At 57.7% G+C, this 15384-nt stretch carries 13 protein-coding genes and 2 pseudogenes; 10 read left to right on the forward strand and 5 right to left on the reverse strand.

What is annotated here, in order from left to right; all coding sequences use genetic code 11:
• Positions 1-45: 45 nt before the first annotated feature.
• The gene (gene serA, locus EV561_RS26155) at positions 46-1284 is read right to left on the reverse strand and encodes a phosphoglycerate dehydrogenase (RefSeq protein ID WP_132526010.1); all 1239 of its coding nucleotides are present in this window, start codon (positions 1282-1284) and stop codon (positions 46-48) included.
• Between the two features lie 298 nt (positions 1285-1582).
• Here serA and EV561_RS26160 point away from each other — a divergent pair, with 298 nt between their 5' ends.
• Complete coding sequence (locus tag EV561_RS26160; protein ID WP_132526012.1) at positions 1583-2920, forward strand: carbohydrate porin; 1338 nt, start codon at positions 1583-1585, stop codon at positions 2918-2920.
• A gap of 408 nt (positions 2921-3328) precedes the next feature.
• The gene (locus tag EV561_RS26165; protein ID WP_132526188.1) at positions 3329-4495 is read left to right on the forward strand and encodes an ATP-binding protein; all 1167 of its coding nucleotides are present in this window, start codon (positions 3329-3331) and stop codon (positions 4493-4495) included.
• Between the two features lie 103 nt (positions 4496-4598).
• Here the strand turns inward: EV561_RS26165 and EV561_RS26170 are convergent, their stop codons facing one another.
• On the reverse strand, positions 4599-5849 hold the full coding sequence (locus tag EV561_RS26170) for an ROK family transcriptional regulator (RefSeq protein WP_132526014.1): 1251 nt from the start codon (positions 5847-5849) through the stop codon (positions 4599-4601).
• A 244-nt stretch (positions 5850-6093) separates the two neighbouring features.
• On the opposite strand from EV561_RS26170, the gene EV561_RS26175 reads away from it, so the two are divergent.
• From EV561_RS26175 to EV561_RS26200, 7 genes are all read left to right on the forward strand, one after another.
• Complete coding sequence (locus EV561_RS26175; protein ID WP_245512933.1) at positions 6094-8514, forward strand: ATP-binding cassette domain-containing protein; 2421 nt, start codon at positions 6094-6096, stop codon at positions 8512-8514.
• Positions 8475-8648 (forward strand): hypothetical protein, encoded by a 174-nt coding sequence (locus tag EV561_RS37955; RefSeq protein ID WP_245512935.1) that lies wholly within the window; start codon positions 8475-8477, stop codon positions 8646-8648. The genes EV561_RS26175 and EV561_RS37955 overlap by 40 nt, the downstream gene beginning before the upstream one ends.
• Positions 8645-9655, forward strand: coding sequence for an ABC transporter permease (locus tag EV561_RS26180; RefSeq protein WP_132526016.1), 1011 nt, complete (start codon positions 8645-8647; stop codon positions 9653-9655). Before EV561_RS37955 ends, EV561_RS26180 begins: the two co-directional genes overlap by 4 nt.
• Before the next feature lie 54 nt (positions 9656-9709).
• On the forward strand, positions 9710-10714 hold the full coding sequence (locus tag EV561_RS26185) for a rhamnose ABC transporter substrate-binding protein (RefSeq protein ID WP_132526018.1): 1005 nt from the start codon (positions 9710-9712) through the stop codon (positions 10712-10714).
• A 59-nt stretch (positions 10715-10773) separates the two neighbouring features.
• Positions 10774-11538, forward strand: coding sequence for a glutamine amidotransferase (locus tag EV561_RS26190; RefSeq protein ID WP_132526020.1), 765 nt, complete (start codon positions 10774-10776; stop codon positions 11536-11538).
• Positions 11539-11553: 15 nt separating this feature from the next.
• Positions 11554-12177, forward strand: a complete 624-nt coding sequence (locus EV561_RS26195) for a nucleoside triphosphate hydrolase (protein ID WP_132526022.1) — start codon at positions 11554-11556, stop codon at positions 12175-12177.
• 183 nt (positions 12178-12360) lie between these two features.
• The gene (locus EV561_RS26200) at positions 12361-12897 is read left to right on the forward strand and encodes an NUDIX hydrolase (RefSeq protein WP_207910595.1); all 537 of its coding nucleotides are present in this window, start codon (positions 12361-12363) and stop codon (positions 12895-12897) included.
• A gap of 70 nt (positions 12898-12967) precedes the next feature.
• Here the strand turns inward: EV561_RS26200 and ugpC are convergent.
• A pseudogene (ugpC, locus tag EV561_RS38440) lies at positions 12968-13342 on the reverse strand (sn-glycerol-3-phosphate ABC transporter ATP-binding protein UgpC); the annotation flags it as partial.
• Positions 13343-13519: 177 nt separating this feature from the next.
• On the opposite strand from ugpC, the gene EV561_RS26210 reads away from it, so the two are divergent.
• Positions 13520-13948, forward strand: coding sequence for a MucR family transcriptional regulator (locus tag EV561_RS26210; RefSeq protein ID WP_132526024.1), 429 nt, complete (start codon positions 13520-13522; stop codon positions 13946-13948).
• A gap of 82 nt (positions 13949-14030) precedes the next feature.
• Here the strand turns inward: EV561_RS26210 and EV561_RS37965 are convergent.
• Both EV561_RS37965 and EV561_RS26225 read right to left on the reverse strand, forming a co-directional pair.
• A pseudogene (locus EV561_RS37965) lies at positions 14031-14161 on the reverse strand (SDR family oxidoreductase); the annotation flags it as partial.
• 419 nt (positions 14162-14580) lie between these two features.
• Complete coding sequence (locus EV561_RS26225) at positions 14581-15351, reverse strand: glutamine amidotransferase (RefSeq protein WP_132526026.1); 771 nt, start codon at positions 15349-15351, stop codon at positions 14581-14583.
• Positions 15352-15384: the final 33 nt, after the last annotated feature.

The following is a 15384-nucleotide window of genomic DNA, read 5'->3' on the forward strand; positions in this document are numbered from 1 at the left end:
GATTGGCGTCTGTCGATGGGCGGCATCGCCTGCCTGCAACCGGTGTCAGTAGACCAGCCGAGCCCTTATTGTTCCCGGGATCTGGCGGAGCGCATCAAGGATATCGTTTGCCGTTTGGCCAACGCCTTCGACTTCGATAACCACGTAGCCGGTTTCGCCGTGCGTCTGCAGGAACTCGCCGACGATATTCAGTCCACGGGACGAAATGACTGTATTGAGGCTGTTCAGGATGCCTGGGCGATTTTCGTGAACATGGATGAAGCGAGTGCCGTTTGGACGTGGCGGCAGTTGAACTTGCGGGAAATTGACCGCGCCCAGCGTCGAGCCGACATCGGAATATTCCACAAGCTTTCTGGCGACTTCCCTTCCAATGCGCTCCTGGGCTTCTTCGGTCGATCCGCCGATATGCGGAGTGAGAATGACATTACTCAAACCTTGCAGCGGCGTTTCGAAGCGCTCCTTGTTTGATGCCGGCTCCTTCGGGAATACGTCGACGGCAGCGCCTGCAAGATGTCCTTCTTTCAAAACTTTCGCGAGCGCTTCGAGATCCACCACGGTGCCGCGGGAATTATTGATGAAAAAGGCTCCCTTTTTCATTTTGCGCAGCTCTGCTTCAGTTATCATGTTTTGCGTCGAGCTGGTTTCCGGAACATGCATCGTCACGAAATCGGAGATTTCCAGCAGCTCGCCGAGCGAGGCCATTGATTCCGAGTTGCCCTGGCGAAGCTTGTCGGAAAGATCGAAGTAGCGGACGATCATGCCCATGCTTTCAGCAAGAACGCTGAGCTGCATGCCGATGTTGCCGTATCCAACGATGCCCAGCGTTTTCCCGCGGAGCTCACGGCTGCCTTCCGCAGATTTGTCCCAGCCACCTTCGTGTGCCGATGCCGAGCGCGGGAGAATCCGCCTGGTCAGCATGATAATTTCACCGATCACAAGCTCTGCGACCGAGCGCGTGTTCGAATAGGGGGCGTTGAACACCGGAATCCCACGTCGGCGGGCAGCATCCAGATCGACTTGATTTGTGCCCACGGAAAAACAGCCGACGGCCATGAGCTTCTTGGCGGAGCTGAAAATCTCCTCGGTCAGTTGCGTGCGCGAGCGAATTCCGACGATGTGAGCCTCGGCTATGTGCGCCTTGAGATCCTTGTCATCCAAAGCCTTCGGCAAATGAATGAGATTCACGTAGCCGGATGCTGAAAAGTAGTCCACCGCACTCTGGCTGATCCCTTCCAACAGAAGTACGGAAATCCGATCGCGGGGAAGAGAAAGTTGTGCCGTCATTGAACTGCCCTCGATAGTCGAATTCTAATTGGGCGAGGTCGCTCGTTCGCCACAAACGCCCGCCGTGGTAACATGACTTAGCGACCATCCAATGAACAGTGCAAGAGCAAACTCAGGTGTCGATTCCACGCCATTGCAGATGCGAAAGAAAAGCGATGTGTCCAGCATGCTCTCAGGGCGCGAAATCCGCTTGCGAATGGCCGTGGCTGCATGTCTTCCCCTTGACGACTCTCTACAGCAATTCGCAGATTGCGCCGTCGGCTCCTGAAGTTAGTGGTTCCTTGAAAAGAGGTGGCGCGTGCGATTTCGCTTTGTAGTCTGCAGTTGTGCCACTCTTGCCGGGTCCCCGGTGTTTGCCGATGAAAGCCAGCCGCTGGACTATTCTAGCACTGCATTGACGGGCAATTGGTCCGGCAGCCGAGATTGGTTACGTGACCGTGGCGTCACCTTCACATTGACGCAAGAGAGTGACGGCCTTGCGAACGTATCGGGCGGCATCAACACGGGCACTGGTTACGCAGGTGCCTTCCAGCTTCAAGGCGATTTCGATCTGGGCAGGCTTTTCGGCTGGGACGGAGCGACGGTCCATGCCTCGGGATATGCGGTGCAGGGGCAGGGCCTTGGAAGCAAGGTCGGCAACCTGCTGGAGACCAGCTCCCTGGAGGCCGACCCGGGTGTCCGATTGAGCGAATTATATCTGTCACAAGAGCTCTCAGACGGGAAGTTGACGTTCAAGGCCGGACAGATCCTCGCCGACCAGAATTTCGCCATCAGCACCAATGCTGCCCTGTTCGTGAATTCGACCTTTGGCTGGCCCGGGATCTTCGCCAATGATCTGCCAGGCGGGGGGCCCGCCTATCCCTATGCGGTCCCTGCGGTTCAAGCGATATTCAAGCCGAATGATGCATGGACGCTGCAAGCTGCGATCTTCAACGGCAGCCCGACTGGCTCGGATCCTGATGGAAACAAAAACGGGCTGGGCTTTCCGCTGGGAGATGGCGTTCTCGCGATTGCCGAAGCGGCCTATAGCTATACGCCATCGAAGGACAGTTCCGGGTTACCCGGCATATATAAGATCGGCGCGTGGTACAATTCCGAAACGTTCGACAGTCTCTTAGCTGATCGCAGCGGTCTGTCGCTTGCCGATCCCGCTTCGGACGGAGTACCGGCGCGGCTTTCGGGCGACTATGCGATTTACGCGATCATCGATCAGACGCTGTGGGGGGAGCATGGCAGTAGCGACAACGGACTCAACGGCTTCCTTCGTGTCGCAGTCGCACCACAGTCCGACCGGAATCTGACGGACTGGTATTTCGATAGCGGGCTGACATACAAGGGGCTTCTGCCAGGGCGAGGCGATGATATCGCCGGTATCAGCTACGCTTTCGCGCATGCGTCCTCCGGCGCGCGGAATTTTGCCAAGACGGAAAATACCTTCGGGGGTTCGGTGCCCGAGCCAACGGCGGAGCAGGTCATCGAGATAACCTACCAGGCAGCTGTTACGCCGGCTCTGTCTCTGCAACCTTTCTTCCAATATATCATCCGGCCCGGCGCAAATGCTGAAGATCCCGACAAACCAGGCAAGACTATTCCCAACGCGACGGTCGTTGGACTGCGCGCAGCGGCGACGTTTTAGGGGGATGCGAGTTCGAATTATCGCCGCCGTTCACCGGTGATTGCCTCTTACAGCGGTCCAGTTTTCGATCTCGCTGGTTAAGTCGATAATTCTACCTACGCCTAAATGCGATGCGACGATACCGCCTCTCCGTATCCCGTAAATCGGGATCGTCAATCTGGGGCCTGAATATAGCAATTTCTTCTCCCCACACAGTCGCGGGTCGACGATTCAGGTCTCTTCAAGAGACACGCAAGTCCCGGCAATTTCTTCTCCAAGACGTCCGGCCGGTTCCGCACCCTTTTTGCTTGTATCATAGTGACGCGCATTGGCCTGATCGCTTTAGTCCAGTGTCACGAAACGCTCGAACTCGACCCGCCGCCCTCTTTGTCCTTGCAAATCTGGAGCGGAGGTCCATAAATGCAAGGTATGATAAAACGCAGGATTCAGTCAGACCTCCAAGACTTACTCGGCTCCAGTCCCGCGGTGGCGCTGATTGGCCCCCGGCAGGTGGGCAAAACGACCTTGGCGCTTGAAATCAGCGAGACACGACCGTCGATCTATCTCGATCTGAAATCGGACGCGGATCGCGCCAAGCTGGGCGAGCCGGAGCTGTATCTCAGCCAGCACACGGATAAATTGGTAATTCTCGACGAAGTCCACCGATTGCCGAACCTATTCCAGAACCTCCGTGGCCTTATCGACCGCGGCCGACGATCCGGTCGTAAAGCCGGCCAGTTCCTCCTTCTCGGATCGGCCTCGATCGACTTATTGCGGCAGTCCGGTGAAACCCTTGCCGGGCGCATTGCCTATCTGGAAATGCATCCGATCGATGGTCTTGAGGTTCCGACAAAAGATATTTCCCGCTTGTGGGTCCGTGGCGGCTTTCCAGACAGTTTTCTCGCCGAGGGAGACCACATTAGCCAGCGCTGGCGGCAGGATTTTATTCGCACTTATCTGGAGCGCGATATTCCTCAACTCGGCCCTCGGATTCCTGCGGAAACCTTGAGGCGATTTTGGACAATGCTCGCCCACCACCAATCCGGGCTTCTTAACGGCGCCGAATTCGCGCGATCACTTGGCGTCGACGGCAAGACTGTTGCGTCCTATCTCGACCTGCTTGTGGGTCTCCTCCTAGTGAGACGATTGGAACCTTGGCATGCCAACGTAGGCAAGCGGTTGGTCAAATCCCCGCGGATCTATGTTCGGGATAGCGGACTGACCCACACACTTCTGGGCCTGGCAAATGAAGAGCAATTGCTAGGCCATCCCGTTGCCGGAGCAAGCTGGGAAGGCTTTGCCATAGAAACGTTGATCGCTGCTGCCCCGACGGGAACCACGGCGAATTTTTACCGGACCGCTGCAGGTGCGGAAATCGATCTACTATTAACATTGCCTGGGCGCCGGCCTTGGGCGGTTGAAATCAAGCGAAGCCTAAGTCCGACGCTTGAGAAAGGTTTTTTTCTCGCCTGTAAAGATCTTGAGCCCGAACAACGTCTCGTCCTCTATCCAGGCGAAGTCTCCTTCCCGCTCAAGAATGATGTAACTGCCTTGTCTATTTCCTCCGCCGCGAGGATGCTGCAGGACGTCCGCTGACAGGGTCGCAGGTTCCAATCCTTTCAAGAGCAAGTCTGGAGGGCATCAAGTCCTGCACGTGAGCGAAGCCGGGAGAATTTCTTTGATTGTCACTTCACTTTTCTCAGCCGCGCCGATTGTACTCCGAACCAATCATAAGGGGTTTCTTGTCGATGCCCTTCTTCATCAGTACGCCCGTGTCAGGACCGAACATCGCATAGAGCGGCATCAGACTTGCCCCTAAAGCGGAAGCGCGCGCGCCCAACTCGCCGGCAGTGATCGCCGGCGGGATTAGGCCGGGCGGCATCATCTCGACAAAACAGTGCTTGACCCGCTCCACGGTGTCTACGAGCAGAGGTCTTGGCAACAGTCCGTCAATGACAACGGCCTCGACGTCGACAACGGAGATGCTACCGATAAGGGCCTGGGCCAGGGCATCAGCGCAATCGTCCTGCCATTCCGATACCAGAACCTGCGCGGCAGATGGCATGGGATCGAGATCGCGAACCCGCGTGATCTGGAAGCCGTTCGATCTCAGATGGTTCACCAGGGTAAAAATCGAAGCGCGATGCAAAAGCACATCGAATTTCCCCGGAGGCTTCGGCACAGAGTTCAGAGTCGAATACGTCACGGGAAAGGGGCCATAGGCTGCCGTGTTGCCATTCGGACCTGTTTGCAACGTGCCGTCAAGCACGAGGCCGCCGCCGACAAAGGTGCTGAGCGAAAGGTGCAGGAAGTCGGAGTGCCGCCTGCCCACGCCGTAGACCAGTTCCGCGATTGCAGCGGCCGAGGCGTCGTTCTCGATCATCACAGGAAGATCATACCTGTCAGCAAAGTACGATCTTAGATCGAACGTGCGCCACTCGAGCTGGACCTCAGAAGGAAAGCCGAGTTCCGCATCCCAGCCTCCGATGAAATACGGAGCAGAGATACCTATGCCGACGAGACGCTTGCGATCACTTGCTCCCAAAGCACTCTGAAATCGGGCAATCGCCTCATCGCCCAATTGTCTGATTCCGACCGGATTGGGATGATCGTAGTCATGGGTCTCGAAGGCCACCGTCTGGCCTGCAAAATCGGTCAATATGGCATCGAGCGCACGGCGGCCGACATGGAGCCCGATCGAAAATGCGCCGTTGTTTGCCAATCGGTACATCGCAGACGGTTGTCCTTTCCCGCCAAAACGCTTGCCGTTCTCCACGAGATAGCCGCCGTCGACAAGGGCGTCGACGATCGCCGCAACTGCAGGCGGGGTAAGGTGAGCGTATCGTGCAATTTCGGCCTTGGATGCCTCGCCCGACCGCCGAACGGCGTCGAGAACGACCCGTTCGTTGTAATAGCGCAACTGCATCGAATTGCTGCCCTTGCCTGCCATGTTTGTCGGCTCCGCACATCCCGTGAATTCGCGCTGTTTTACGCGCCGATCTCCGATTGTCAAAACGACACTACGATGCCTCTTGACGAAGTTCAATTCCAATTATAGTAACTTGCTTTAATTATTCCGCGGTAGGAGTTGGCGGAATGAGTTTGTGGTGAGGACCCCATGATTTCTTCCCGTTGCCGGATCGTAATCGCGGCTTTGCGCACTGATGTTGGCAAGCATGCTTGAGGATGTCTCCATGCCTGCGGCCGCATCGAAAGACACTGTTGAAGTCGCAGCGTCGCTCGTTGGTGTAACCAAGGTCTTCGGCGGTACCGTCGCCGTATCGGACGTGAGCATCGAGCTTCGGGCAGGTGAAGTTCTGGCTTTGCTTGGCGAGAACGGCGCCGGCAAAAGCACATGCGTGAAAGTGCTTGCGGGCGTCCATCGGCCGGACATGGGTTCGATTGTCATCGGCGGCCAGCAGCGGCGCTTCTCTTCACCCCTCGAGGCCCAGCATGCGGGTGTCGCGGTGATGCACCAGCATCCGGGTCTGTTTCCGGACCTCAGCATAGCCGAAAACCTCTTCATTGGTCAGACTGGAGCATCGTGGAAGCTCGATCACGGCTCCATGCAGGCGGAGGCGGCCCGTCTCCTAAAGACCGTCGGCCTCGATGCGGACGTTTCCCAGCCTCTGGGCAAACTCAGGACCTCCGAGCAGCAATTGGTCGAAGTTGCTCGCGCCCTGTCGCTGGATGCTCGGGTGCTGATCATGGACGAACCGACGGCAGCCCTGTCGCAGCGCGAAGTCGAGCGGCTCTTCGCCGTCGTGGGCTCTCTGCGGCAGCGCGGGGTGGCAATGATGTTCGTCGGCCATCGCATGGATGAGATCTACCGCGTGTCCGATCGGATCGCGGTCCTGCGTGACGGACGGCTCGTCGGTACCGAATTGACCGCGGATTTGTCCCGCGAGCGCGCTATCCAGATGATGGTCGGTCGTGCGCTCGATGGGCTTTACCCTCGTCATACCTCGGCTCCTGGAAGCGTTGTCCTCAAGGTTGATGGCTTGTCGCGCAGTAGCACCTTCGACGACATTTCTTTTGAGCTCAAGGCAGGAGAAATTCTCGGCTTCGGAGGGTTGGTGGGAAGCGGCCGCACGGAGATCGCTCGCGTGCTGTTCGGTATCGATCGGCCGACTGCAGGTTCCATCGCGGTAGATGGCCGTGTCGTCCATTTTTCGTCCGCAAGCGAAGCGATGGAACAGGGCATCGCCTACGTCTCCGAGGATCGTATTGGCCAAAGCCTGGTGATGGACTTCTCGATCTTGAACAACGCGTCGCTCACCGTTCTCGACAAGGCAACGCGTGGCGGGATGATGTCTCGCTCGAAAGAACTGCGGCTCGCCGAACCCTTCCTCGATCGATTGCGTCTGCGCTTCAGTTCCTACGAACAGCCGGTCACTTCTCTTTCGGGCGGCAATCAGCAAAAGGTCGTTGTGTCGAAGTGGCTGGCGACCAAGCCTCGGATTCTGATCCTCGACGAGCCCACCCAGGGCATTGACGTCCAGGCAAAGGCCGACGTCCATGCGATGATGGCTGATCTCGCCAGCCAGGGCATGGCAATCATCCTGATCTCGTCGGAGCTTCCCGAGCTTCTCGGAATGTCTGACCGCATGATTGTGCTGCGGGAAGGACATATTTCCGGCAGGTTCGAACGCGACGAGGCCACGCAGGAAAAGGTGATTGCCGCAGCAACGGATGCCATCGTTCAGAAGATCGATGGAGAGGTTGTCGCCCAGCCGGTCCATACAGGGATCGAGCACATCGAGCTCAGTTCGCATCAAAGCCCGTTAAAGCGGATATTTGCCCGGCGTGAATTTGGGCTTGTTGCAGCCATGCTTGCCGTGATCGTTCCAATTTCAATCCTCAACATTCGCATGTTGAGCGGATCGAACCTCTCCGCTCTGGCCATGGACGCCGGTCTGCTGATGATCGTCGCCGTTGCGCAAATGTTGGTGTTGATAACGCGCAGCATCGACCTGTCCGTCGCTGCGATCATAGGGCTGGCGGCTTATGGCGCAGCTTCGACCCTTCATGCCCATCCGGAAATAGGCGTGATCGGCGGCTTGCTTCTTGCCTGCGCGATCGGCCTGGTTGCCGGCACAGTAAACGGGGTGATCATCACCTATGGACGGGTGCCGGCCATTGTCGTGACATTGGGCACGATGTCCGTTTTCCGCGGCTTGAACAGCATATGGGCGGGCGGCACTCAGGTCAGTGCCGACCAGGTGCCGCAGGCTTGGCTGGACATGACCAGCGCAAACATCCTTGGCGTTCCGGCAATCATTCTCATCGCCGTCGCCACCTTGCTGATTGCAGGCTACGTCCTTCGCTACACCTCGCTTGGACGCGAACTTTATGCAATCGGCTCCAACCCGGAAGGTGCAAGGCTCATCGGGATCCCCGCGAGACCTCGCATTCTGCTGGCATTTGCCGCAGCCGGTCTCCTCGCGGGATTCGACGGCGCTCTCTGGGCGTCCCGATACGCCACGGTTGATGCGCGCGTTGCCTATGGCTTCGAGTTGACGGTCATCGCCGCCGTCGTCGTCGGCGGTGTCGCCGTTCGCGGGGGGCCGGCACCGTGCTCGGCGTCGCCGCCGGCGCCCTGCTGCTCCTGGTGATCAACAATGGCCTCACGCTCGTGCGCGTCGACCCCCTCTGGCTTCAGGGTGTCTACGGTCTCGTCATCCTCATCGCCATCGGCATCGACGCCTATGTCGCCCGAAGAGCGGCCCGCGGAGGAGCGCACTCATGATCGACAAATCGAAGGAAAAGACTGATTTCGTCGCCCGTATCGGCAACTGGGACAACTTCCTGGCTGCGATCACCATTGTCGTGATCCTCTACGCAATCCTCGAGGTGCCGAACTTCGCATCGACCTTCAATATTTCGCAGGCCGTCGCGGGAATCTCGGAACGAGCTCTGATCGCGCTGCCGATGGTGTTTCTTATCATCGCCCGCGAGATCGACCTTTCGGTCGGCAGCACGCTGGCGCTCACAAGCGTTGTATTCGGCCTGATGGTGCAGGCGGAGTTTCCCCTCTACGCTGCCATTCCCCTGACATTGCTGGCGGGAGCCGCTTGCGGCGCCTTTAATGGCGTGCTTGTGACGAAACTGGGCTTGCCGTCGCTGGTCGTTACGCTGGGAACAATGGCGCTGTTCCGGGGTATCGGCTATATTCTGCTCGGCTCGGACTCGATCAACGACTTTCCCGACAGCTTCCTCGATTTTGGTATCAATACCGTCGGCGATACGCCGGTTCCCTGGACCATCGCGCCATTCATCGTTCTTTCGCCGATGTTCGCAATCGCTTTGCAAAGGATGCCGCTGGGACGCCGGATATATGCCATCGGCGGAAGTCCCGAGGCGGCACGATACTCGGGCATCCGTCTTGCTCGGACGGTGCTGGGTCTGTTCATCACGTCGGGTGTCGTCTGCGCCGCTGCCGGGATGGTCTACGCTGCACGGCTGGCCAACGCTCGAGCCAACAATGCGCTTGGCATCGAGTTGGATGTGATAACGATCGCGCTCCTTGGCGGCATCAGCGTCTTTGGAGGCAAGGGCAAGCTGACGGGTGTTTTGTGGGCTCTGCTCCTGTTTGCGACGATCCGAAACGTTCTTGGCCTTCTGCAGATTGGCGGCGATGCGCAAGGGACGGTCATCGGACTGCTGCTGATCGTCTCGCTGCTCGCCAGCAATGCGGCCGAGCGCATCTTCGCCAGCGTTAGAACCCACTACTTCAAAACCAAGACAAGCGAGTAGCATCCGGTGGCTCGCAATGTTCACTCAAGCCGGACTTTCGGAGGAGGAAACTTCATGAAAACGACAGTTTTGACATCGCTGCTTCTCGCCAGCACACTGATTGCAAGCTTCGGAGTGGCAAGTGCGGCCGACTGCGCCAAGGCGCCTATTACCGTAGGCTTCCTGCCGAAGCTCGACACGGACCCCTATTTCCAGGTCGCCCAGACCGGGGCCGAAGAGGCCGCAGCCGAGATCGGCGGCAAGGCGATCAAGCAGGCACCCTCCCAGGCGACAGCAGAAGCCCAGATTGATTTCATCAACAATCTGGTTTCCCAGAAGGTCGGCGTCATCGCGATTTCGGCGAACGATGCCAACGCCGTTGCTCCCGCACTTCGTCGCGCCGAAAAGCAGGGCGTAAAGATCGTCTCCTACGACTCCGACGTCGCTACGAATTCCCGCACGCTCTTCCTGAACCAGGCAGCCGGCGATAGTTTGGCCGAAATGATGCTGGAGTCGATGGGGCAACTCATCAACTACGAAGGCGATTTTGCGATCCTGTCCTCCACGCCGACGGCCACGAACCAGAACGCCTGGATCGACTTCATGAAAAAGAAGATGGCGGCCGACAAGAAATATTCGAAGATGAAGCTGGTGCAGGTCGCCTATGGTCAGGAAAGCGAACAGGTGAATCAGCAGCAGGCTCTGGGCCTTGCACAGGCGTTTCCCAACTTGAAGGGCATCATCATTCCTGCCGGCATTGGTCTGCCAGCCGCCGCCCGCGCCATGGAGCAGGCCGGTCTTCTCGGCAAGATCAAGCTGACTGGATTGGCGCCCGCCACTCTTATCAAGAAGTATATTCAGGACGGCTCCGTCCAGGACATCTGGTGGAACGTCAAGGATCTCGGCTACCTGACATATTACGCCGCGCAGGCCGTCGCCGAGTGCAAAGTCAGCGGCAAGGAAGGCGAAACCTTCACCGCCGGTCGTCTCGGATCCTACAAGGTTGGAGCCAAGGGCGAGGTTCTGCTCGGGCCGGCAAAGATCGTAACGCCGAGCAACGTCGAACAATTCAAGTTCTGACTTTGAAACGGAGCAACGCCGACATGGCGTTGCTCACCCTTCTCCATCGAGGATCTGTCATGAAGCCGGTACTTCTTGCGGGCGAGACTTTCCACGTCACCGCATTCGCTTCCAAGGGGTTGGAGGTCGGGTCATCATCCCGCTACTCCAATGGCGCGACGCGATACATCCAGGCACTCGCCGCCCATGGGATCGATGTCGTCCAGATCGGCGGCGAACGATGCGAGGCCGAGTTTCCGACGACACTGGAAGCGCTCTGGCAATATTCGGTTGTCGTGATCTCCGATGTCGGCGCGCTGTCGCTGCTATACACACCTGAAACCCGAGCGGGGCAGCGATCAGTCAACAGGCTGGAGCTTCTTCGCCATTGGGTAGAGCAGGGCGGCGCATTGCTGATGGCGGGTGGCTACACCTGTTTCCAGGGCATGGACGGATCAGCTATGTTCCACGGCACTGCTATTGAGGAGTGCCTGCCGGTCGAGATCAGTGCTGGACCCGATGGCCTTGAGGCGCCGGAAGGCCTCGATCCCATTGTGATCGATGGAGGCCACCCGGTTCTAACTGGTGTCCCATCGCAGCTTCCCTTCGTGCTTGGAATGAATCGTGTTGTCCTTCGGACCGATGACAAAGCGGTTGGCTTGGTCCAATGCTCCATCCGAGGAAGAGAACTGCCGCTTCTGGCCGTTCGCGACTATGGCGCCGGTCGATCGCTGGCATGGGCGACAGATATCGGACCCCATTGGCTCTCCGACGACTTCATGCGCTGGCGAGGATATGACCAACTGATGACCAATATGGTTCGCTGGCTCGCGCGCGAAATCTGATCCAGGAAGCGCGCAATGAAATATATATCCGAACAAGAGCTTGTCGATCTTCTCGCGAACATCGCGGACGGCGAACGACGGATCGTTGCTGTTGCCGGGCCACCCGGCTCCGGTAAATCGACCTTGGCCGAAAGAATGGAAACCGTTCTGAACGCGAAAACGCCCGGTTACGCTGCCGTCTTCCCGATGGACGGATATCATTTCGATGACCAGGTTTTGATCCCACGGGGATTGCGCCCGCGCAAGGGCGCCCCTGAGACCTTTGACATCGAAGGTTTTTTCCACATGCTGGACCGGCTCCGGCGCAACGCGGTCAAAGAAATCGCGCTGCCGGTCTTCGATCGCTCGCTGGAGATTGCGCGGGCAGGGGCTCGCATTATTCCACAATCGGTGCGCCTGGTTCTCGTTGAAGGCAATTATCTCCTGCTGGATCGGGATGGGTGGAACGCTCTCACCTTCGATACGACCATGATGTTGGATGTTCCTGGAGAGACCTTGCGACAAAGACTGATGAAACGTAGGGCGGAACACGGCAAGTCGAGCGAGGAGATCGCGCAGCAGGTCGATTCCAGCGACATGCTGAATGTGGACCTGATTCAAACATCGAGCCGTCCGGCGGATTATGGGCTGCGCTTTTGAAGAGCCGAGACCGAAGCTCAAGGCACGCTACCCGAGATGCTTTCAAACAGGAAAGAAACGCCGAACCGCTGACGAGGTTACTAATTGTAATCCGATTAAGCCTACAACCATTGCCGGTGTCATTTCTTAGGCTAAACTCATATTAAGTCCCTTGGCGATTCGATGGGAGCCGAGTAGCAATCGATGGAACAGTCGACTGGTGTTGTTGCCAATGCCTCTAGCGGTGAGTTCGGCCGGCAATACGCCGCGCTCTGCTATCGCATCAATCGGCATGAAAACGTCGTTGAATATCTGCTGATCACGACGCGCGAGACGGGCCGTTGGGCAATCCCGAAAGGCTGGCCGATGGAAGACAAGCCGCCCCATCGGGTCGCGGAAGTCGAGGCGCTGCAGGAAGCGGGCGTCAAGGGCAAGGTCTGCAAACGTCCGCTGGGAGAATTCACCTACACGAAGCTGATGGCTGACGGGGAGCGGCGGCCCTGTGTCGTTCAAACCCATGCGCTGAAGGTCCATCATATTGTGAAGGATTTCAAGGAACGGGGGCAGCGCCGCTATGCTTGGGTCTCCTGCGAGGAAGCGACCGCCCGCGTCGCCGAACCCGATTTGCAGAAGCTGTTCTTGCTCATCGAGGAGAAGGCGAAATCGAAGCTGCGCCGCCAGGTCCGTCGGCAGTTCCAGTTTTTCGCGAACGTGGCGCCCCCAAACCGCCCAATCGACTGAAAATGGTGCTATGGCAGAAGCAGCAAATCCGAAGACTGGAATCTCAGCGTCACCCGCTCGCCAACGGCCGGCGGACGATGATCGATTGGCCATCGGCAAGAATACCGTAGACGCAGCTTTCTGCACCGACCAGCTCCATTGCTTGAACCCGTACCCGTGCGCGAAAGGCGATCACGCTTCCGCTTTCGGCCAACCGAATATCTTCTCGGCGAATTCCGACTGTTGCATTGCTCTGTCGGTGCATCGCGGGTCGATAACACAAAACCATCGGTCATCTGGAGAAGATTCATCGACGGCGATCCGATAAGGTCGCAACGAAAGCCGTGGCCGGCCCTTCATAGAGTTCGATGGGTGTTCCGAATTGCTCGATCCGACCGGCATTGAGAACGACCAGCCAGTCGGCAAGCGTCATCGCTTCCATCTGATCGTGTGTCACGTAGACGCTGAATATCCACCCAGCCACTTTTTGGAAGATTAGCGACAGCGATGCAGCTCGATAGTGTACCGAACTCCCTTAGTTTGACGGGGTTCTTTTGCGAGGCGAATCTAATATTGCTCAGGCTAGGTGCCTTGAGTGCGGTATGTCGCGGCAAATGTATCAGTTCAGAGAAAGGAATGCCTGATGGTAAACAACAAGGGACAAGGACTGCAGGGGAATTACGGTCCGCTGACGTCCTCGATCGTATCAGCGTATGTTGCCAGGCATTTTACGCCGGTGTCTGAACTCGGCAAACTGATCTCCGGCATCCATTCGGCATTGCAGGCGACGTCATCTTCGATTGTACCGGCGGCGGCCAAACAAAGGCCGGCGGTTTCCATCAGGAAATCCGTGCATGACGATCACCTCACGTGCCTTGAATGCGGCGTAGACTTTAAATCGCTCAAGCGCCATCTGATGACCCATCACGCGCAATCGCCTCAAGAGTACCGCGAGAAATGGCACCTTCAATCTGATTATCCGATGGTTGCCCCCTCATACGCCGAAGTTCGATCGCGGCTCGCGAAGAACGTGGGTCTAGGGCAAAGTCGCCGACGTTCCCGCGGTGCATGAAGCCGCTAACTGTCGATCGCCGTCCACCTGGACGAGTACTGCTTTCTACTGCGCAAAGCGGCAGCGAGGCCATGAATTCGCGACCGCCGCTCTGGCCGCGGTCAACGTGTAGGATTTCGCCTGTGACGAATTCTGCTGGCTCAAGCAATACGACGGCACTGGCCACTTCGCTCGCTTTGCGCCAATGCGGCCAAGCGGATGGAAGGTGTCCAGCATTTCGTGATGCTCGCTGCCTGGGCAGCCGACATTGAAATAATCGAGAAGGCCTATCCGCCCAAGACTGAAAGCAGTCGATCAGAAAATCGCTTTCTAAATAGGGAGCGCACCAAGGCGGTCTTGCCGCATTGACGGGGGCCGTTCACGAGAACGACCGGTGTGTCGCTCAATGCCGTCCGTACTCGATCAGACGCGCCCCTTGGGTAGAGCTGATCTGAGGTGTTCTGCTTTCCATTCATTAACCCGTTGAAATTCGTCTGATCTGGAATCTACGCGCGTCCAATTCGGGATTTCGAGGCTGTCTAGTTCGGAATATGGCCCCGTCCAAGTCAAAACCTCTTGGAGTTAATGTGGCATTATTGATCAGGACGGCCGGATGGACTTGCTGTCGGCCGTTCCTGCTTCGCTTGCTGCAGTCAACGCGTTTCTGTCATCCAGCCGAGGATGTTCTTCCACAGCCGGCCATAGCCCTCCCATTCACAGAAAGCGGGTGAAAGCCAGTGAGGTCCGATGTCGGAGGTCCAGGCAACGGTGCGGCCTTCGCCATGTTTGCCGAGAACGAGCAGGGGGTGTCCGCCTTGGTCGTCCGGAAGGCGCGCCAGCAGTTTGACATCGGAACGTTCGCGCAACTGTACTTCGTTGACGCCGAGAAGCAGGGGCCATTCCCCGTCAAGGCCTGTCACGATGGGATGCTCCGGATCTACGACGACAGGTGTTGAACCCTCCGGCATTTCGACGCGGTCGTCATAGGGAAGGCACGTAACCGGTAGAACGTCTTCTACCGGTGTTCGGCGCCAGCGGGCCTTTCCGTCGATGCCCTGGAAGGAAAAATAGCCGCCGACCATCAGCAGGCCACCGCCCTTTTCAACCCATGCCTTGATGAGTTTCAGCCTGTTCGGGACTGTCTTCGACTGCAGCCAGACGGTTGGCGGCAGAAGGAGAGAATTGGAGCCGATATCCGACAGGATGATGGCGTCATAGGCGTCGAGGCCTGCCATGTCGAAAGGGAATTTCTCGACAGCTTCGTGGGCGGGCATATAGGTCAGCTCGTATTCGCTGCCTTCAAGCGCCTTTACCAGCGGCTCGGCGCCCAGGTGAAAAGTAACGCTGCCGAATTGGTCGAAGCCTTTGTAGTGAGTAGCGGAGCTCACCCAGCTCTCGCCGACGAGAAGCACTTTCTTGGTCATTGTAATCCATTCCTTCTGAGAATTCCGGTCAGG

The organism is Rhizobium sp. BK376 (assembly GCF_004341625.1).
Classification (GTDB): Bacteria; Pseudomonadota; Alphaproteobacteria; order Rhizobiales; family Rhizobiaceae; genus Rhizobium.